Annotated in this window: 22 protein-coding genes; 9 read left to right on the top strand and 13 right to left on the bottom strand. The window is 65.8% G+C overall.

Going from position 1 to position 16527, the window contains the following annotated elements; translation table 11 throughout:
- Window positions 1-96 precede the first annotated feature (96 nt).
- Window positions 97-1773 (top strand): fumarate hydratase, encoded by a 1677-nt coding sequence (locus tag NK1_RS16735; protein WP_051024658.1) that lies wholly within the window; start codon window positions 97-99, stop codon window positions 1771-1773.
- A gap of 58 nt (window positions 1774-1831) precedes the next feature.
- On the opposite strand, the gene NK1_RS16730 is transcribed toward NK1_RS16735, so the two are convergent.
- Both NK1_RS16730 and NK1_RS16725 read right to left on the bottom strand, forming a co-directional pair.
- The gene (locus tag NK1_RS16730; protein WP_063009807.1) at window positions 1832-2137 is read right to left on the bottom strand and encodes a putative quinol monooxygenase; all 306 of its coding nucleotides are present in this window, start codon (window positions 2135-2137) and stop codon (window positions 1832-1834) included.
- A gap of 243 nt (window positions 2138-2380) precedes the next feature.
- Window positions 2381-3604, bottom strand: a complete 1224-nt coding sequence (locus tag NK1_RS16725; protein WP_063009688.1) for an FAD-dependent monooxygenase — start codon at window positions 3602-3604, stop codon at window positions 2381-2383.
- A 411-nt stretch (window positions 3605-4015) separates the two neighbouring features.
- Between NK1_RS16725 and NK1_RS16720 the strand changes: the two genes are divergently transcribed.
- On the top strand, window positions 4016-4414 hold the full coding sequence (locus tag NK1_RS16720; RefSeq protein ID WP_063009805.1) for a PPOX class F420-dependent oxidoreductase: 399 nt from the start codon (window positions 4016-4018) through the stop codon (window positions 4412-4414).
- Between the two features lie 24 nt (window positions 4415-4438).
- On the opposite strand, the gene NK1_RS16715 is transcribed toward NK1_RS16720, so the two are convergent.
- Complete coding sequence (locus NK1_RS16715; protein ID WP_063009686.1) at window positions 4439-5152, bottom strand: hypothetical protein; 714 nt, start codon at window positions 5150-5152, stop codon at window positions 4439-4441.
- 93 nt (window positions 5153-5245) lie between these two features.
- Between NK1_RS16715 and NK1_RS16710 the strand changes: the two genes are divergently transcribed.
- Entirely contained in the window at window positions 5246-5500 is a 255-nt protein-coding gene (locus NK1_RS16710; RefSeq protein ID WP_063009684.1) for a hypothetical protein, read from the top strand.
- Between the two features lie 41 nt (window positions 5501-5541).
- On the opposite strand, the gene NK1_RS16705 is transcribed toward NK1_RS16710, so the two are convergent.
- Window positions 5542-6753: an FAD-dependent monooxygenase gene (locus NK1_RS16705; RefSeq protein ID WP_063906025.1), complete on the bottom strand. Its 1212-nt coding sequence runs from the start codon at window positions 6751-6753 to the stop codon at window positions 5542-5544.
- 94 nt (window positions 6754-6847) lie between these two features.
- On the opposite strand from NK1_RS16705, the gene NK1_RS16700 reads away from it, so the two are divergent.
- Entirely contained in the window at window positions 6848-7609 is a 762-nt protein-coding gene (locus NK1_RS16700) for a TetR family transcriptional regulator (RefSeq protein WP_063009682.1), read from the top strand.
- 219 nt (window positions 7610-7828) lie between these two features.
- Here NK1_RS16700 and NK1_RS16695 read toward each other — a convergent pair whose 3' ends face one another.
- Window positions 7829-8920, bottom strand: a complete 1092-nt coding sequence (locus NK1_RS16695) for an alpha/beta hydrolase family protein (RefSeq protein ID WP_167354270.1) — start codon at window positions 8918-8920, stop codon at window positions 7829-7831.
- Between the two features lie 414 nt (window positions 8921-9334).
- Here NK1_RS16695 and NK1_RS16690 point away from each other — a divergent pair, with 414 nt between their 5' ends.
- A complete protein-coding gene (locus NK1_RS16690) occupies window positions 9335-9628 on the top strand; it encodes a hypothetical protein (RefSeq protein WP_063009678.1) in 294 nt (97 codons plus the stop codon).
- A 76-nt stretch (window positions 9629-9704) separates the two neighbouring features.
- On the opposite strand, the gene NK1_RS16685 is transcribed toward NK1_RS16690, so the two are convergent.
- Window positions 9705-10364, bottom strand: coding sequence for a nucleotidyltransferase domain-containing protein (locus NK1_RS16685; RefSeq protein ID WP_063009676.1), 660 nt, complete (start codon window positions 10362-10364; stop codon window positions 9705-9707).
- 82 nt (window positions 10365-10446) lie between these two features.
- On the bottom strand, window positions 10447-11202 hold the full coding sequence (locus NK1_RS16680; RefSeq protein ID WP_063009674.1) for a class I SAM-dependent methyltransferase: 756 nt from the start codon (window positions 11200-11202) through the stop codon (window positions 10447-10449).
- Window positions 11203-11400: 198 nt separating this feature from the next.
- On the opposite strand from NK1_RS16680, the gene NK1_RS16675 reads away from it, so the two are divergent.
- Window positions 11401-11796 carry a DUF3224 domain-containing protein gene (locus tag NK1_RS16675; protein ID WP_063009672.1) on the top strand — a complete coding sequence of 132 codons (396 nt, stop codon included), beginning with the start codon at window positions 11401-11403 and terminating at the stop codon, window positions 11794-11796.
- A 53-nt stretch (window positions 11797-11849) separates the two neighbouring features.
- Window positions 11850-12311: a hypothetical protein gene (locus NK1_RS16670; protein ID WP_157104311.1), complete on the top strand. Its 462-nt coding sequence runs from the start codon at window positions 11850-11852 to the stop codon at window positions 12309-12311.
- A gap of 51 nt (window positions 12312-12362) precedes the next feature.
- Here NK1_RS16670 and NK1_RS16665 read toward each other — a convergent pair whose 3' ends face one another.
- The 3 genes from NK1_RS16665 to NK1_RS16655 form a co-directional block, all read right to left on the bottom strand.
- Window positions 12363-13094: a dienelactone hydrolase family protein gene (locus NK1_RS16665; protein WP_063009668.1), complete on the bottom strand. Its 732-nt coding sequence runs from the start codon at window positions 13092-13094 to the stop codon at window positions 12363-12365.
- 205 nt (window positions 13095-13299) lie between these two features.
- On the bottom strand, window positions 13300-14004 hold the full coding sequence (locus NK1_RS16660; protein WP_063009666.1) for a cation efflux transmembrane domain-containing protein: 705 nt from the start codon (window positions 14002-14004) through the stop codon (window positions 13300-13302).
- Window positions 14004-14339, bottom strand: a complete 336-nt coding sequence (locus tag NK1_RS16655; RefSeq protein ID WP_063009664.1) for an ArsR/SmtB family transcription factor — start codon at window positions 14337-14339, stop codon at window positions 14004-14006. The genes NK1_RS16660 and NK1_RS16655 overlap by 1 nt, the downstream gene beginning before the upstream one ends.
- 114 nt (window positions 14340-14453) lie before the next feature.
- On the opposite strand from NK1_RS16655, the gene NK1_RS16650 reads away from it, so the two are divergent.
- Together NK1_RS16650 and NK1_RS16645 are read left to right on the top strand one after the other, a co-directional pair.
- Window positions 14454-14789 carry a hypothetical protein gene (locus NK1_RS16650; RefSeq protein WP_063009662.1) on the top strand — a complete coding sequence of 112 codons (336 nt, stop codon included), beginning with the start codon at window positions 14454-14456 and terminating at the stop codon, window positions 14787-14789.
- Window positions 14786-15205 carry a MerR family transcriptional regulator gene (locus NK1_RS16645; RefSeq protein WP_063009660.1) on the top strand — a complete coding sequence of 140 codons (420 nt, stop codon included), beginning with the start codon at window positions 14786-14788 and terminating at the stop codon, window positions 15203-15205. The genes NK1_RS16650 and NK1_RS16645 overlap by 4 nt, the downstream gene beginning before the upstream one ends.
- 58 nt (window positions 15206-15263) lie before the next feature.
- On the opposite strand, the gene NK1_RS16640 is transcribed toward NK1_RS16645, so the two are convergent.
- Genes NK1_RS16640 through NK1_RS36230 form a run of 3 tightly spaced genes read right to left on the bottom strand, consistent with a single transcriptional unit; the run spans window position 15264 to window position 16341 of the window.
- Entirely contained in the window at window positions 15264-15476 is a 213-nt protein-coding gene (locus tag NK1_RS16640) for a DUF397 domain-containing protein (RefSeq protein ID WP_063009658.1), read from the bottom strand.
- Window positions 15473-15877 (bottom strand): DUF5753 domain-containing protein, encoded by a 405-nt coding sequence (locus NK1_RS36235; protein WP_369689820.1) that lies wholly within the window; start codon window positions 15875-15877, stop codon window positions 15473-15475. The genes NK1_RS16640 and NK1_RS36235 overlap by 4 nt, the downstream gene beginning before the upstream one ends.
- The gene (locus tag NK1_RS36230; protein ID WP_369689818.1) at window positions 15775-16341 is read right to left on the bottom strand and encodes a helix-turn-helix domain-containing protein; all 567 of its coding nucleotides are present in this window, start codon (window positions 16339-16341) and stop codon (window positions 15775-15777) included. The genes NK1_RS36235 and NK1_RS36230 overlap by 103 nt, the downstream gene beginning before the upstream one ends.
- Between the last annotated feature and the right edge of the window lie 186 nt (window positions 16342-16527).

The following is a 16527-nucleotide window of genomic DNA, read 5'->3' as shown; positions in this document are numbered from 1 at the left end:
GACGCGGTGTGCTGATTAGAGTCGGAGCGTTGTTTCGGCCGCGAGCGGTTCTCCCGCCGGCCGAGTGCACCCGCAGACACACAAGGAGTGCGATTCGTGACCGCGCCTGAGTTCCGCTATTCGGATCTGCTTCCCACCGGAGCCGACGAGACCCCCTACCGGTTGCTGACCACCGAGGGTGTCAGCACATTCGAAGCGGGCGGACGCACGTTCCTGCAGGTCGACCCCGACGTGCTGCGGATGCTGACCGCCGAGGCGATGCACGACATCAGCCACTATCTGCGCCCGGCGCACCTGGCCCAGCTGCGCAAGATCATCGACGATCCGGAGTCCTCCGGTAACGACCGTTTCGTCGCGCTGGACCTGCTCAAGAACGTCAACATCTCCGCCGGTGGCATCCTGCCGATGTGCCAGGACACCGGTACCGCGATCGTGATGGGCAAGAAGTCCGAGGGTGTGCTCACCGGCGCCGACGACGCGGAATGGATCTCGCGCGGTGTGTTCGACGCCTACACCAAGCTGAACCTGCGGTATTCGCAGCTGGCGCCGATCACCATGTGGGACGAGAAGAACACCGGCTCGAATCTGCCCGCGCAGGTCGAGTTGTATTCCACCGCAGGCGATCCCACGCATCCGGCCTACAAGTTCCTGTTCATGGCCAAGGGTGGCGGCTCGGCGAACAAGTCGTTCCTCTACCAGGAAACCAAGGCCATCCTGAACCCCACCCGGATGCTGGAATTCCTCGACGAGAAGATCCGTTCGCTGGGCACCGCCGCCTGCCCGCCGTACCACCTGGCCGTGGTCATCGGCGGCACCAGCGCCGAATTCGCCCTGAAGACAGCGAAATACGCCTCCGCGCACTATCTCGACGCGATGCCGACCGAGGGTTCGATGGCCGCGCACGGCTTCCGGGATCTGGAGCTGGAGGAGGAGGTCTTCAAGCTGACCCAATCCTTCGGTATCGGCGCACAATTCGGCGGCAAGTACTTCTGCCACGACGTGCGGGTGATCCGCCTGCCGCGCCACGGTGCGAGCTGCCCGGTCGCGATCGCGGTGTCGTGTTCGGCCGACCGGCAGGCGCTGGCCAAGATCACCCCCGAGGGCGTGTTCCTCGAACAGCTGGAACGCGAACCGGCGCAATACCTTCCGGAGCAGACCGACGAGATCCTCGGCGGTGACGTGGTGAAGGTCGACCTCAACCGGCCGATGTCGGAGATCCGCGCCGAACTGTCGAAGTATCCGGTGAAGACGCGGCTCTCGCTCACCGGTCCGCTGGTGGTGGCCCGCGACATCGCACACGCCAAGATCAAGGAGCGCCTCGACGCCGGCGAGCCGATGCCGCAGTACCTGCGCGATATGGCCGTCTACTACGCCGGTCCCGCCAAGACCCCCGAGGGTTACGCGTCGGGTTCGTTCGGCCCGACCACCGCGGGGCGCATGGACTCCTATGTCGACCAGTTCCAGGCCGCCGGCGGTTCGTTCGTCATGCTCGCCAAGGGCAACCGCTCGGCGCAGGTGACCAAGGCGTGCAAGGAGCACGGCGGTTTCTACCTCGGCTCCATCGGCGGTCCGGCCGCCCGACTGGCCCTGGACTGCATCAAGAACGTCGAGGTCCTCGAATATCCGGAACTCGGCATGGAAGCGGTCTGGAAGATCGACGTCGAAGACTTCCCCGCCTTCATCGTGGTCGACGACAAGGGCAACGACTTCTTCGCCGAAACCCAGAAGCCGATCGCGCTGCGCGTGCGGACGCGCTCCAAAGAGCGGGTCTGAGCAACTGCCCGGGCCGCCGTCGACAGCGGCCCGGGCAGTGACCCGCGGCTGAACGGAACTAGAGGGCGCCCTTGTCCGGGTCGCCCGCCGGGACGGCTTCGAGGACCTGGACGTCCAGCGAGCCGGTTACCAGCCCTTGGAGTCCTTCGTTCAAGGCTTTGAGGTTCGGTGAGCCGCCGTGCGCGCCCAGCGCTGCCATGTCCCGCCACTTCTCGACGAATACGAAACGGTCCTTGCCCCGGTGCAGGGCGTAGAGCTCACACCCGTCCTCGGTGTGGACTTCCGGGATGAGGCGGGTGAGAACTTCCGCGACCTCGTCGAATTTGTCGGGCTTCGGGGTGATGGTGGCAACGATCACAGGCATGAAGCGGAGGGTAGCAGCCGGCCCCGTGTCGCCGTCGTGGACATCTGGCGGCTCGAGGACGGGCAAATCATCGAACACTGGGATGTGGTCCAGCCCGTTCCGGAATCCGATCAGATCCCGAACGGGATGTTCTGAACGGCGTTGTGCGTGCGCCTCTCGGCTCACTTCGGGCCGGGAGCCGAGCCGAACCGGTCCTCCGGCTCAGGGGAGCGGGCGAGAGGGCGAGCTCGACTCGGCGCTGGCCTACCGAAATCCCGGTGATGTGGTGGGCGGTGCGGCCGTGATGCCGGAGTCGGGAACCCCCGCGTAGTCGGGCAGCTCGACGCCGTTGAGCGCACGTTCGATCAGCTCGGCGAACCATTCGCCGGTGAAATCGGGGGCCGGCTCGGAGTCGGGTCCGGGCACCTCACGGCTGCGGGCGTGCAACCGGCCGATTTCCTGGTTGGCCTCGACGTAGGGGCGCATCTGTTCCTCGTAGCGGGCGAATCCGATCTTCGGGTCCCAGTCGGCGGCGGCCAGCTCTCCGGCCAGCAAGTAGGCGCCGACCAGGGCCAGGCCGGTGCCCTGGCCGGACAGCGGCGACGAGCTGAACGCCGCGTCTCCGAGCAATCCGACACGGCCGCTGGACCAGCGGTCCATCACCACCTGGGCGACCTGGTCGAGGTAGAAGTCCGGGGTGTCGTCCACATGCGCGAGGATGCTCGAGGTCAGCCAGCCCATTCCTGCCATCCGCTCCCGGAGCAGACGCTTCTGGGCCGCGACGTCGCGGTAGTCGACGTCGAGGTCCGCGGCGGGGAAGGAGAACATCGCCATCGCCTGGGTAGCGTCCGGCAGGGGTCGCAGGCCGGCGGACCGCCCGGACTCCTGGAAGTCGACCAGCCAGCGGTCGATGCCGAATTCGTTGGGCACACTGTAGAAAGCCAGCGCCTGCCCGAGGTGACGGATGAACTGTTCGCGCGGGCCGAAGACCATCGCGCGCAGTGCCGAATGCAGTCCGTCCGCCCCGATCACCAGGTCGAAGCGCCGTCGATCGCCGCTCGCGAAGACGACGTCGGCCCCGTCCGCGTCCTGAGTGAGCTCGGCGATCCGATCGCCGAAGATGTACTCGACACGCTCGCGGGTGTCGTCGTACAGCACCCGCGACAGGTCCCCGCGCAGGATCTCGATTTCCGAGATGTACCCGTCGCCGCCGTCGTCTTCCGCACGGAAGGTCTCCAGCACCTTCCCGTCCGCGTCCACGGTGTACGCGCCGGCGGTCTCGGTGCGTGCCGCGCGCACCGCGGCGTCGAGCCCCATCCGCCGGATGACCTCCCTGGTCACGCCGCGCGCGTCCACGGCCTGCCCGCCGGGACGCAACTCGGGAGCTCGCTCCACCACGGTCACCTCGGCGCCCCGCCGGACGAGCCAGTGGGCCAGCGCGGGCCCCGCGATACTCGCCCCCGCCACCAATACGTTCGTGCCGCTCACTGCGCCCTCTGCTCACTCGTGTCGATCGCCGACCGGGTCGTTTCCTGTTCGGGTCTGTCCGTGTCCATCGTTGCCTCCCTGTGCATTTCCCGCGCTGGAACGCGCCCAGTGCTGGTGTATCCAGAGGTGTCGACGGTGGGGTGACAGAGAATTAATCGGTGCCGCCGAGATCGTCGTGTCTGCTCGTACGGAAGGGTCTACGCAGCCTGATGATTCGAGCGCGATCGTCGGCCCGTTCGAAAATCTAGCAGCACTAGACAATCTATCGACCGAGGTGTTATCTTCGCTCTAGTCGCTAGCGCTGATAGATTTCGGTCGGCGTGGTCGAAAGATTCGCGCTCGGCGCCACACGCGGTTTCCGGCTGATCGCCGGGGGCACACCTGATTTCGACTTCACGAGGAGTGAACGACATGACCTTCACCATCAACGAACAGAAGTTTCTCGCCGAGGCCGGGATCGGCCGGCTCGCCACGGTGTCGCCCGACGGCGTCGTGCAGAACAACCCGACCAACTACCGAGTGAACGCCGACGGCACCATCGATATCGGGGGTATGCGGATGCGCGCCAGCCGGAAGTACCGCAACGTCGAGGCGGGCAGCCGCGTGTCGTTCGTCGTCGACCAACAGGTTTCCTTGGAGCCGTACGAAATTCGCGGCATCGAGGTACGCGGCACGGCCGTCGCGCTCGACGACGAGGAGCCCCCGTTCCCGCCGCAGGAACGCGCGGTCATCCGCATCCACCCCGAACGGATCATCTCCTGGGGCATCGACGGCGGATCCTTCGAATTCACCAGTCGCAAGGCCGAGTAGTCCCGCGTCGCCGTCGGTGGAACGTCATGGTATCGCGCCGGAGGGGAGGGTTTCCGGCTCGGGCGGGAAGATCGGCTCCGCGCGATCTCCGAGCAGGTAGTCGCGGAAGGCTCGCAGGTACTCGCCGAGTGCCTCCTGTTCGGCGAACCTGATTCCGGTCGGATCGAACCATTCTTCCGGCGTCGGTCGCCACGCGATCATGTAGTCGAGCGCGTCGCGCACCAACAGCCCCAGGGTCGGATCCCCGGCGCAGGCGTCACGCAGCGCTGAGGCAATTTGCCGCCTTCCGTCTCGGTGCTCAGCGCAGTGCATGTCGACCAGCGCCCAACGCAGTCCATTGATGTGGGGGATCTCGTCCCACCACGTGAAGGTCTTGTGAGGGGTTTCGCCGGCCCGCGCTCGGCCTCGTGATGCCGTGACCGGCGCCGGGTAGACGGCGGGAGCACCGCGTCGGTCGATGTCGCGAGTCGGCCCGGTCGCAAGATTCGCGGGCGGGTACCACACGCCGCGCCACGCCGTGACTCCGAGAAAGCGGGGGTTCACCGGCAGTGGTTCTGCCAGCGAGATGTCGACGGTAATCCGGTGCACGGTCGGCAGAACCCCATCGGGGAACTGGGTCGCAACCATCGACAGGCAATCCCGCGCGTCGACGCCGGTCACGCCGGCACCCCGCCGGAATCGGGCGTCGTAGTTCTCGTCCGGATCGAATTCGATCCAGAACCGCCGCATCGTGGTCATTCGTACCTTCTCCCACCGGCCCGGATGTCGGACACCGACCCTCGATGATCGCAGAGCTCGTGTAGGAGCGGGCTGGGCGGGAACCACTGCGGTATGACGGAGAACACATCGGACTCAACCACGAAGCCCGCTGAGACGGTCGCACCCGAACCGGATGAGGAAACCCGCGAGCAGGCGAAGAAGGAAGCCGAAAGGCTGGACGAGATCTACGAGCCGGGTGCACGCGCGAGCGTCGTCGTACCCGGGACCGACGGCATGGTCGCCGGTACCGCCTTCGCCGACTCGGTCGACGAGCAGATCACCGAGAACAAACCGCCGGACGAACTGCGCAAGGACAACGATTCCTGATTTCGGGCGAACCGTGTAGCCGGTCGGCAGCCGAATCAGGTTCATTTCGCGATCGAAGCTGCGGGCAGGTCGTAGTCGGGGAGCTGCCCGGTGGACTTGGGAGCCATGATGCGTTCCATTCCGGCCATCGATTCCAGGAGCGGCAGGCGGGTGATGAGATTGCGCACCGCAATGCCGACCCGGGATTTCGGTGCCATCAGTCGCAGGTTGGGGCCGATCTTCTGTTTGCGGTCGACCAGCGGTCGGTGAGCCTGCTCGTACCGGCGGAAGGCGAGGCGGTGGTCACCGGCGGCGGCTGCGAGCTCACCGGCGAGCCGGTAGGCCCCGATCAACGCCAGTTCGGCCCCGGCGCCGGAGGCCGGAGACGCGCAGTAGGCGGCGTCGCCCACCAGCGCGACCCTGTCGATCGACCAGGACGGCATGCGGACCTGGCCGAGCGTGTCGATGTAGGCGTCCGGATCGGCGAGTACACCCTTCAGCAATTCCGGTACGTGCCAAGCGTTTTCGTCACGGAACTCGGTGGCGAGCAGCGCCCGCGCCGCCTCCTGGTCGCGCGGATCGATATCGCGCCGTGGACTGCGGAACATGAGATACGCCTTGGCCTGAGGGTGGTTGCCCGAGCGGTAGATCCCGGCGAAGTGTCCTGGAGTATTGAAGACCGTCATCCATCGATCGGGTCCCAGCGCCGAGTCGGTGTTTCCGAAGGCGAAGTAGTGGTCCATATGCCGGACGTAGTCGGACTCCGGGCCGAAGGCCAGTCGCCGGACCGTCGAGTGCAGGCCGTCTGCTCCGATCACCAGGTCGAAGCGTCGCATCGGCGCGTGCTCGAAGGTGACCGTGACACCGTCGTCGTCCTGCTCGAGCCCGCGGATGGAGTCGCCGAAGATGTACTCCACATTGTGCGCGGTGAGGTCGTGCAGGATTCGGACGAGATCGCCACGCATGATCTCCGCCTCGGCGCTGCCGTACTTGTCCTTGATTCCTTGCATGTCGATCCGAGCGAGGTCGCGTCCGTCGGCGCGGACGAACCTCATTCCCGCGACGTCGCCCGCGGAGTCTCGCACCCGCGCCATGATTCCCATCTTTTCGGCCACCTCGATCGCCTGATCGCGGATATCCACCCCTTGCCCGCCGGTCCGTAGCCCGGCCGCTCGTTCGACCACCGTGGGCCGGAATCCGTGTCGCGCAAGCCAATACGCCAACACCTGGCCGGCGATACCGGCGCCGGAAATCAGAATCCGCTCGTTCTTCACCGCGTCCTCCTTGTTTCATAATTACTGACCATTGGTCAGTGATGTCACAATAGGTTGCTGACCGTCGGTCAGTCAAGGGGTAGAATTCGGAACCGTGACTGACGATTCGCGTACTCGAATCCTGCGCACCGCACTGGAGATGTTCGCCGAACGTGGCTTCCACGCGGTATCCGTGCGGGAAATCTCCGAGCAGGTCGGTCTGACCAAAACCGCTGTGCTCTATCACTTTTCGAGCAAGATCGACATCGTCGTCGCTCTGGTCGAACCACTGCTGGCAGACACCGAGGCCATGCTCGAATCCGTCCGGTCCATCCGGAATGCGGACGCACGACGGTGGGCGGTGGCCGAAGGGCTCCTCGACACCTGGCTCCGGCATCGGTCGGTGCTGCGGATCCACATGCAGGACCAGGCACTGTCGGCCGATACCGCGACCTATCGTCGGCTGCGCGACATCGCCCTGACCGCGCAGGGACTGCTCGCCGGCCCCGACGCCGATTTCACCGCGCGGGTCCGGGCCGCACAGATCTACGCGGCACTCAGCGATCCGGTGGTGTTCTTCGCCGACCAGCCCGAAAAACAGTTGCGCACAGCGATTCTCGACGGCGTGCACCGACTGCTGGGTGGGTCACCGCCTCGTGAATCTGCTCGTCCGTCGGAGCGACCCGCCGACACCCCGCGACGCCGGACCGCCCGCGGCCGCCCGGGCGCGATGACCCCGGACATGGTCGATTCCGCTCGCCGCATGCGGGATTCCGGCGAATACACCGTCGACGAGATCGCCGCAACCCTGGGCGTATCCCGCGCAACCGTCTACCGGAATCTCACAACCTCCCACGATCGTCCCACCGTCTCATAAATACTCTGTTTTGATACAGAAATCGGATTCCGGCGCGATGTCTACCTCGGCTGTGACCTTCAGCGTTCTGTCGGTATGGGCTCCTACCCCAACCGCACGGCTCGAAGGTGTCGTTCTAGCTGATGGGCCGTCGACGATCAAAGCCAACTATCTTGAGCCGGTGAGCATTCGCGAATACGAGCTCAACGCGGACCCCAGATCTACGTATGCAGGCTGGCTTCACGGGTGAGGAAGCATCTCCGGCTGAGCGAGCCTGGCGAGCGTTTGGGGGATGTCGGCGCCGGTCTGGTTGAAGTTGGCGTCGAAGTAGGCAAGCAGGTATGCCCGTTGCAGGTCGATCGAACGGGCCGTGTCGATGGTGCCGACTGCTTCGGCCTGCTTGGCGGGCTCGAGCAGGCCGGCCGCGGTCAGTTGCGGCAGGATGATCTGCTGGTCGCACAGCGACATGTGCTGTGTTCCTGCGATGCGCAGGGGGATCTTCATTCCGGTGTTGGTCGCCCAGCGCGGTTCCCAGCCCGGATTGCCGAACCATGGTGAGGTGTCGCTGGCCAGCATCAGCAGCGGCCGGTCGAGCCCGTCCGTGGCGACGGAGCCCAGGATCGGGCCGTCCAGATCGACACCGGCCCGGACACGGTGGTCGTCGTGCATGGTCTGTGCGGTTGTCGACCCGCCCAGCGAGTGTCCGAACATTCCGACCTTCGACAGGTCGAGGTCCTCGGCGAGTTGCGGTGGGAGTCCCGCACGTCCCGGTTGTTCGGTGGCAGCGGTCATCAGTTGGTCGAGGACGAAGCGTGTGTCGGCGACCCTGGTCGGCAGGAGTAGACCGGGAAGGATGTGTTGCGGTGAATCCAGTGGCACCTGAGTGTGTTCGGTGTGTCCATCGGGGAACTGCACCGCGAACGCTTCGTGGGTGTGGTTGATCGCGACCACGATGTAGCCGTGGCTGGCGAGGTCTTCGGACTGAGCGGTGCTCCATCCGGTCGTGTCGTCCATACCGGGTGAGTTCAGCAGCACGGGGAACGGTCGTCCGTCGGCGCGGGCGGCTGCGTCGCGGCGGCTGTGGCTGGGCGCCAGAGTCCAACTGCCGGCGGGGACACCGAGTCTGGTGAGGTACTCGGCCTGTTCTTCCCGGCCGCCAGGCGGCATCCATGCCGCAGTCGGTGCCGTCGGCCGGTCGGCGGCGGGGTACCAGATCTGCACCATCAGTTCACGGTGTCCCGATGTCCACGGATCCGCGCGCTCGGCATCGTCGAGGTACCAATCAGTGACGCCGACCGGGTAATAGCCCGTCGGCGCAGGCAGATTCACCACCACTGGGTTCTGCGAGGGGGCTGCTTCCGCTGCGCCGACAGCCGCCGTGCAAGCCACCGCCGCGGCGGCGACTGCGGCGATCGGTCGTCGTAACCCTCTGCGTTTCATGACTATTCCCCATCCCTTCTCTGCACCGAACTGGTCATCATCGACGAGGCCGACCGGCTCACAACCCCCAGCCTCGACGCACTTCGAGACCACCGCGACCGCACCGGATCCGCATCACCAGCGGCAACTTCCGGCTCACCACCCGCCTCATGGCGCAGATCCACCGAATCATGGACATCAACCAACTCCACACCATCACCAACGAAGTCGTCGACACCACCCGCGAATCCCTCGTCATCGGCACCATCTGAACGACCAACTTGCCGACAGGCCGCAGTGTCGGAGGCTGCCCTTATCGTTGGGCACATGACCGACATCGCCCCGCTCGCCGCCTCCACGCGGGCAGTATTCGGTGACCCCGGCGTCCACGCCGTCGTCCGAGCCGGACGCACCGTGCACGCAGTCAGCCTCGGCCACTGGATCGGCGACGAACAAGCCCCAGAACTTCTGTGCCACACCGGCGTCGCCGGATGGTCACCCACCGCACTGGAACCAACACGCGCAGAAATCACCTGCGCCCGCTGCCTACGCAAACTCGGCGGCCCTACCCCCGCGCCGCAGCAACTGCACCTGTTCAGCGACGAACAACCGGCCAGATAACGCCGAAGATCCCGCGCCATCCATCGCCGAAGGCCACAACCGGAATCTCACAACTTCCCACGATCGCCCGACTGTCTCATAAATACTCTGTTTTTGACACGTGATCATTCGGCTCGAGGGCGTCGTAATCCGAGAGGGTTTCCAGCCAGGGATGGCCCGGGTGCACTCGCGACAGCCATCCGGACAATCGGGATCGCCGTGAGGTGTCCATCGCGGGGAGTGCGTGCAGGAAGTCGGCCTCGTCCTTGGCTCGCCGGGCTTTCGCCTTGAACAGGAGTACGACCTCGGGGATCACGTAGGGGATGCCGTCGGCGGTGCGGAGAATCAGCTCGTCGTGGGACAGGGTGATCGAGGCGTCGCGGCGGCACACCCATCGACCGCCGCAGTGTTGCTCGCGGAATACGTCGAGGCGATAGAGCCCGGTCGCCGGTTCGCGCAGCCACGTCTGATGGTGGTTGCCGGCTTCCTCCGGGTATGGCCAGGCGTGCCCGTCGCCGACGACGTCCCATTCGTAGCCGGGGAGCGCTTCCGCGATTTCGTCGAATTGCTCACGGGGAACACCGATTTCGAGATCGGAGTGCGCACGTCCGAGGCCGCCGACGAACAGATCCAGCGCCCACCCGGCCGCGACATACCAGGCTGTCGGGGTGCCCGACAGTCGTTCGGCGACTTCGGTGGGCGTCCAGGCTTTCCAGAGTCGGTCGCATTCCTCGACGGACAATGGACGTCCGGTCATCTCAGGTCGCCTCCTTCACATCGGACGGGCCGGCGGTCGTTGCACCATCCTGGGCTTCGCGGCTCACGACTGACTGCGAGTGTCAGTCGGCGTGCAGGACGAAGAACAGGAAGCACAGGAATCTGTTGTCGGTGCTGTCGCCGAGCACCTCGGAGATCAGCTCGCGAGCGGCGGGCAGGGCCGGCGGTTCGCTGATGACGCCGATGCGGAAGCCGGCGGCGGTGAAGGCGTCGGTCATCGCGTGTAATGGCCGGTCCCAGAAACTCAGTCGGGCGGTCTGGTCGCCCATGGTCCATTCGTCGATTCGGTTGCGGGTCTGGAAATAGTCGGTCGAGTCTCCGGCCAGACGCTGTCCGAGGAAGTTGGCGAAGGGATGCTCGACCGAGACGATGAGCCTGCCGCCGGGGACCAGCACGCGTCGCAACTCGGCGAGAGCCGGTCCCCAGTCGCGCAGGTAATGCAACACCAGAGACGCGACGACGTCGTCGAACTCCCCGTCGGGAAAGGGCAACGGGCCGGCCAGGTCGGCGACTCGCAGGTCCGCGTCTGCGCCGAGGTGTTGACGGGCCTGCTCCAGCATCCGGGCACTCGCGTCGATGCCGGTCACGACGGCGCCACGGTCGCGCAGCGCGGCGAACAGCAGACCCGAGCCGCACCCGGCGTCGAGGATTCGCCGCTTGGACACGTCCCCGGCGAGTTCCAGGATCGCGGGCCGGTTGTAGTACGCGTGCAGAAGGCCGGTCTCGTTTTCGGCCGCGTAGCCCTCGGCGATGCTGTCGTAGCCGCTCACCGGGGCCGGATCGGCGGGAACTGCATGGCCTTCGGGAACCGGAGTCATACGCCTCATCCTGGCACGTCAGAGCCGCGCATGCGATGTAAGGGCTTGTCGGCCAACCAATCCGGAGGACCATCTCGTGCGATGTGGGGCGGTATCCGCGGCCGCGGCCGGAGAGGAGGTTTCGGCTGCGGTGCGGATCGGGGCAACGGGTACGACCCATCGGAATCTGCCGGCGGCCGACTCAATAGGCTCCCAGGCATGACCGACCAGCACCAGGCCCGCACCGTCGAAGCGCGTTTTCAGATCGTCGATTTCACCGAGACGGTCTATGACCAGCCGGAGGTGGGGCCCAAGCTGACACGGGTGCAGATCCGCAAGAACTACAGCGGTGTGATCGAAGGCTCCGGCGTTGTGGAAGTGCTTACCGCCCAGGGAGATTCCGGCGCCGGATTCGTTGCCTCGGAGCGCATCGACGGCATCCTCGACGGGCGTCGGGGGTCCTTCGTCATTCAGCACGGCGGTGTGATGCAGGGAGATACCCAGAGCACGTACGGGACCATTGTTCCAGGCTCGGGTACCGGGGAACTCGCCGAAATCTCCGGCCAGGCGACTGAGGCCCAGCAGGAGGTCCTGACCCTCACCTACATGCTGTGACCGGGCGTGTCGCCGGACTCTAGGGCAATCCACGTTCTGGCAGAGTGCCGTTCATGACGCCGAGCGATCTCTTCTTCCAGCTGGGAGCTGAGCACAGACGAGAGGTTCATCTGTCGCTGTGCGAGGATGCGCTGTCGACTTGGGTCGATTACGTCCGGGGAGAGCCCCGCGAGCTGCGCTATCGCGACTCGGTTGTCGGGATGCGGCATAAGGTGGAGGTCGAGCTTCCGGCTGATGCCCTTCGCTCCGCTCGGGCCGGTGTGGATCTCGCGGGTGTGGGCGATCGATATCTCGAACCCATTTGCGCGATGCAGGACGATGATCTCGTCTTCCCCGATCCGGTCGAGTTCGCCTACTACGCGATCTACAACTGTTTTCGCAAGTACGTGAGCGGTGACGACATCGAGGATTGGCTGATCGTCAACCAGGCATTGTCGGCTCACGACATCGACGAGGCGGCGCCGCGTTTGACGCGCACCATCGACGATGTCGTCCGAACCCGGCCCGAGAACTGATCGACGGCCCGGCCGGCAGCTCCTCGCTGCTGTCGGCCGGACCGCCCGCTCTCACTTCAAATGCCGTGCGAAGAAACGACTTCCGTCGTCTCCCTCGAACTGCGGGACGCCGGTGTGCCCGCCCATATTGGCGTGCAGCGTCTTCTCCTTCGAGCCGAGGGCGTCGAACAGGTCCAGGGCCTGCTGCCGGTCGTTGCCTTCGTCGTCCCACTGCAGCAGGACCAGCAGCGGGATGGTGACCTGCCGGGCCTCGTCGAACATGCTGCGGGGCACGTAACTTCCGGCGAACAGGACGGCGGCCGCGATGCGCGGCTCGACGACCGCCAGCCGGACCGCGATGCCGATCACCCCTCCCGAGAAGCCGACCGGGCCGCTGATACTCGGCAGCGAGAGGAGTGCGTCCAGGGTGGCCCGCCATTCCGGTACCGCCTTGTCGGCCAGCGGAAGGATGAGCCGGTCCACGATCTCGTCGTCGACCGGTTCGCCGGCCTGCACGGCCCGGCGCAGGTCGGCGCGGGCTTGTTCGGCGGCGGCGGACGGGGGCCGGTCACCGCTGCCGGGGAGTTCGATGGTGGCCGCGGCGTAGCCTTCCGCCACGGCATGCCGAGCGCGGCCCGCCAGCCGGGGATACATCCTGCGCAGTCCGCCGGGATGGCCGAGCAGGATGAGCGGTGTCGGTGCGGAGGCGGAAACGGGCGTCCACAGGATGCCGGGGATCTCGCCGAGGGTGAACTCGCGTTCGAGGACGTCGTCGCCGAGACGCTGTTCGGAGGTGAAGTGCATGGTCGTGCCTTTCGGGAGTGCTCTCGCGCGGCGCTCCCGGACGACCTATCGCCCGACCGTGACCCCGGAGGGGAGCACCCATGTCGATACTGCGTTCACGGGTACCACCTCCTCGTTCTGTTGCACGGTCTCGGGAAAGGTAGCAGCGGTCCCGGTTGCCCGGCAACGGATTATTGCGCCGATGTGCGGCTACTGACACGCGGGATCAAGGGTGCTGGTGGTCGCAGCAGTCGCAGGCGTGGTCGTCGGTCTGCTGTGCGACCGGGGTGGGGCAGCAGGTGTCGCCGCGCCAGGCGTTTACCCCCTCCTTCACCGCGATCAGGGCGATGACCAATGCGGCGATCGGATCGGCCCACGACCATCCGAACAGGGCGTTGAGTAGTAGGCCGACGAGCAGCACCGCGGACAGGTAGGTGCAGAGCAGGGTCTGTTTGGAATCGGCGACCGCGCTGGCGGAGCCCAGTTCGCGACCGGCGCGGCGCTGCGCGGCCGACAGGATCGGCATGATCACCAAACTGACTGCGGCCAAACCGATTCCGATGGGGGAGTGGCGTGCTTCTCCGAGTCCGAGCAGGCCGCGGATCGAGTCGACGGTGACGTAGAGCGTGAGAGCGAAGAACGAGAACGCGATGATGCGCAGCGCGATCTTCTCCCGGGCCTCCGGGGTCGGTCCGGCGAACTGCCACGCCACCGCGGCGGCGGAGGACACCTCGATCACCGAATCCAGTCCGAACCCGATCAGCGCGGTCGATGACGCCCGGCTGCCCTCGGTGAGGGCGATGATCGCCTCGATGACGTTGTAGGAGATGGTCGCGGCCACGAACCAGCGGATCCGCCGCGCCAGCACCGCACGCCGCTGCGGTGACGGACCGACCGCCACGGCCGCCGGCATGCCCAGTGACCGCGACATCAGCAGCAGCCCTCGGTCTCGGCGGCGGGACAGCAGGCCGGATCGACCGCGAGCACCAGTCCGAGCAGATCCTCGAGAGCAGCGGCGATGCGGCGGTCGGCGAGTTCGTAACGGCTACGCCTGCCTTCGGGGACCGCCACGACCAGTCTGCATCCACGCAGGCACGCGAGATGATTGGACAGAATCTGCCGGGATACCCCGATCTGCTCGGCCATCTCCGACGGATAGGCCGGGCCGGTACGCAGGCTCAGCAGAATCCGGGTGCGGGTCGCATCCGACAGGGCGTGCCCGAAACGAGCCAGTGCATCGGTATGGGCCACCGGTAAGGTCTGCATACACCTACGGTACATCGAAATCTGTATACAGAAAATCATGAATTCATGCCTGGTCGTGCTGGGGTGAATCCAGAGGTTGCATCCGGTACCGGGGTACAGGTTTACCGTCGATCTATGACGATTTCGCCGGCTCGGAACGACTGGGTGCCCTCGGCGTGCACCCTGCCCACGGTCGAGCAACCGATCCGGGTGGCCGAGTTCGATCGGTTCTTCGCTGATGCGGTCCGTACTGTCCGTCGACCGAATCCGCACCGGCTCGAACTGATCCTCGCCCCCGGCGCCGAGCCGCGCGCCCGGGACCTCGCGGCGCGGGAGAGTAGTTGCTGTTCGTTCTTCGTGTTCGACGTCGGCGCCGCAGAAGAAGGGCCGGTGCTGAGTATCGGTGTGCCACCGGCCTATACGGCGGTGCTCGACGCATTCGCCGCCCGCGCCACCGGCGGTACACGGTGACCGCGCTGCGCACCAGCGAGCTCGCGGCCGCGGCCGGAGTGAACACGCAGACTCTGCGCTATTACGAACGCCGCGGCCTGCTGGCCGAACCACAGCGCACCCTCGGCGGGCACCGCCTGTATCCGGAGGAGGCCGTGACGGTGCTGCGGGTGATCAAGGCTGCCCAGCGGCTCGGATTCAGCCTCGCCGAGGTCGCCGACCTGCTCTCCGGCACCGGCCACCATCGACGCGATGCCGGATTGCGCACCCGGGCGCGGGCCAAGCTCGCGGAGGTCGATGCCAAGCTGGTCGAACTCGGCGCGGTCCGCGACACCCTGCGCTCCGCGCTGGCCGCCGGATGCGAGGATCTACTCGCCTGCAGTGAATCGCCCTCTTGCCCAGTTCCTTTCGATGTTCCCGGCGGCGCCGGCGCTTAGCCCGCCGAGATGGAGCCAACGACTGCGCGTTGTCCGGCCGCCTCGCTGCGCTGGTCGACTAAGCCTGTGCTGGTGCGAATCCGCCGTTGTGCACGCTGCTGGTGAAGGCGTCCCACTCAGCGGGGGTGAACACGAGGGCTGGGCCACTTGGGTTCTTGGAGTCGCGGACGCCGACCGCGCCGCCGTCGAGGAATGCGACCTCGACGCACTCCCGTGTGCCGCTGCTCCGGCTGCTTTTGAACCACTGCGCCCGGGATAGGTCGATGTTCATCGTGCATGCTCCTTCGCTACCTGTCGCAACGCTGCCCTGCTGGCGGCCGCGTCGAGAGCGGCAAACCGCATGACTTCGTAAGCATCAGCGTACCGGCGGACGGTAGCGGGTTTTTCCAAATACAGGTCGCCTGTGAAGGTCTCGACGTATACAACACTGTGTGCGGCATCGCCGAAACGCAGCATGACAAAGGCGCCGACTTGATCGCCCAACGGGATGCCGGCGGTAAACGGAACGACCCGAATGTCGATATTCGCGCGTGTACTTATATCTGCCAGGTAGCGCACCTGGGAACTCATCACTTTGCCGCTTCCGACGACGCGACGAAGAGCCGCCTCATGAACGATGAGTTGCAATCCGACTGGCCTGACCTTGCGAGTGATGAGGAGTTGCCGTCGAATTTTGAGTTGGACATGCCGTTCGATCGCGTCATCCGTGCCGTTCGGCAATGCGTTTCGCGAAAGCACCGGGCATAGTCGGGGGTTTGAAGTAGGCCGGGGATCAGTTCGGGCTGGTACGTGGCAATCTCCTGTGCGGCGGTCTCCAACCCCACGTAGATGTCGAAGCCGGCCGGAATCAGATCGTCGTATTCGTGCCACCAGTTCTGTGTATTGGCCTGCTGAGCAAGTCCTTTCATCGCTTCGATCTTCTCCTGATCGAAGTCGTACAGTCGGCAGTACGCCTCGATCTCGGGAACCGACAGCTTCTGGGTGAGCCCCTTTTCGATCCGCATCAACGTCGGTGCCGAGCGTCCGATATGTGCCGCGGCCTCGGCCAGGCTCATGCCGGTCTCCTCCCGGGCCTGCCTGAGGTAGTAGCCGAGCTGGCGTTTCGGCAGAGACAGCGGTTCCCCGCGTTCGGCCATCGAATGCCCCCTTTTCTGTTCATTCCGAAGTGAAATGGTGCCTCTGGATTCCTGTAATCCGTCCTGGCGCTTTGCGGCACTTCCGGCGGGATTTCATGTCGCGCGCGCGGACCAGGCCGGTCGATGGTGTTCTGGTGCTGCGACCACGACCGACGCGAGACCATGACCGCTCCTGCGGTCGGCACA

It is taken from the genome of Nocardia kruczakiae NBRC 101016, assembly GCF_001612965.1.
Lineage (GTDB): Bacteria > Actinomycetota > Actinomycetes > Mycobacteriales > Mycobacteriaceae > Nocardia > Nocardia kruczakiae.
Note: the sequence above shows the minus strand (reverse complement) of the source record. Positions and strands in the feature narration are given on the sequence as shown.

What these genes read in the sequence shown, in the direction of transcription:
- NK1_RS16675 (WP_063009672.1), top strand. Translation starts at nt 11,401, where the DNA reads ATGACCGACCAGCACCAGGCCCGCACCGTCGAAGCGCGTTTTCAGATC.
- NK1_RS16685 (WP_063009676.1), bottom strand. Translation starts at nt 10,364, where the DNA reads ATGACCGGACGTCCATTGTCCGTCGAGGAATGCGACCGACTCTGGAAA.
- NK1_RS16715 (WP_063009686.1), bottom strand. Translation starts at nt 5,152, where the DNA reads ATGACCACGATGCGGCGGTTCTGGATCGAATTCGATCCGGACGAGAAC.
- NK1_RS36230 (WP_369689818.1), bottom strand. Translation starts at nt 16,341, where the DNA reads ATGGCCGAACGCGGGGAACCGCTGTCTCTGCCGAAACGCCAGCTCGGC.
- NK1_RS16640 (WP_063009658.1), bottom strand. Translation starts at nt 15,476, where the DNA reads ATGAACATCGACCTATCCCGGGCGCAGTGGTTCAAAAGCAGCCGGAGC.
- NK1_RS16680 (WP_063009674.1), bottom strand. Translation starts at nt 11,202, where the DNA reads ATGACTCCGGTTCCCGAAGGCCATGCAGTTCCCGCCGATCCGGCCCCG.
- NK1_RS16665 (WP_063009668.1), bottom strand. Translation starts at nt 13,094, where the DNA reads ATGCACTTCACCTCCGAACAGCGTCTCGGCGACGACGTCCTCGAACGC.
- NK1_RS16710 (WP_063009684.1), top strand. Translation starts at nt 5,246, where the DNA reads ATGACGGAGAACACATCGGACTCAACCACGAAGCCCGCTGAGACGGTC.
- NK1_RS16660 (WP_063009666.1), bottom strand. Translation starts at nt 14,004, where the DNA reads ATGTCGCGGTCACTGGGCATGCCGGCGGCCGTGGCGGTCGGTCCGTCA.
- NK1_RS16730 (WP_063009807.1), bottom strand. Translation starts at nt 2,137, where the DNA reads ATGCCTGTGATCGTTGCCACCATCACCCCGAAGCCCGACAAATTCGAC.
- NK1_RS16720 (WP_063009805.1), top strand. Translation starts at nt 4,016, where the DNA reads ATGACCTTCACCATCAACGAACAGAAGTTTCTCGCCGAGGCCGGGATC.
- NK1_RS16650 (WP_063009662.1), top strand. Translation starts at nt 14,454, where the DNA reads ATGACGATTTCGCCGGCTCGGAACGACTGGGTGCCCTCGGCGTGCACC.
- NK1_RS16690 (WP_063009678.1), top strand. Translation starts at nt 9,335, where the DNA reads ATGACCGACATCGCCCCGCTCGCCGCCTCCACGCGGGCAGTATTCGGT.
- NK1_RS16670 (WP_157104311.1), top strand. Translation starts at nt 11,850, where the DNA reads ATGACGCCGAGCGATCTCTTCTTCCAGCTGGGAGCTGAGCACAGACGA.
- NK1_RS16655 (WP_063009664.1), bottom strand. Translation starts at nt 14,339, where the DNA reads ATGCAGACCTTACCGGTGGCCCATACCGATGCACTGGCTCGTTTCGGG.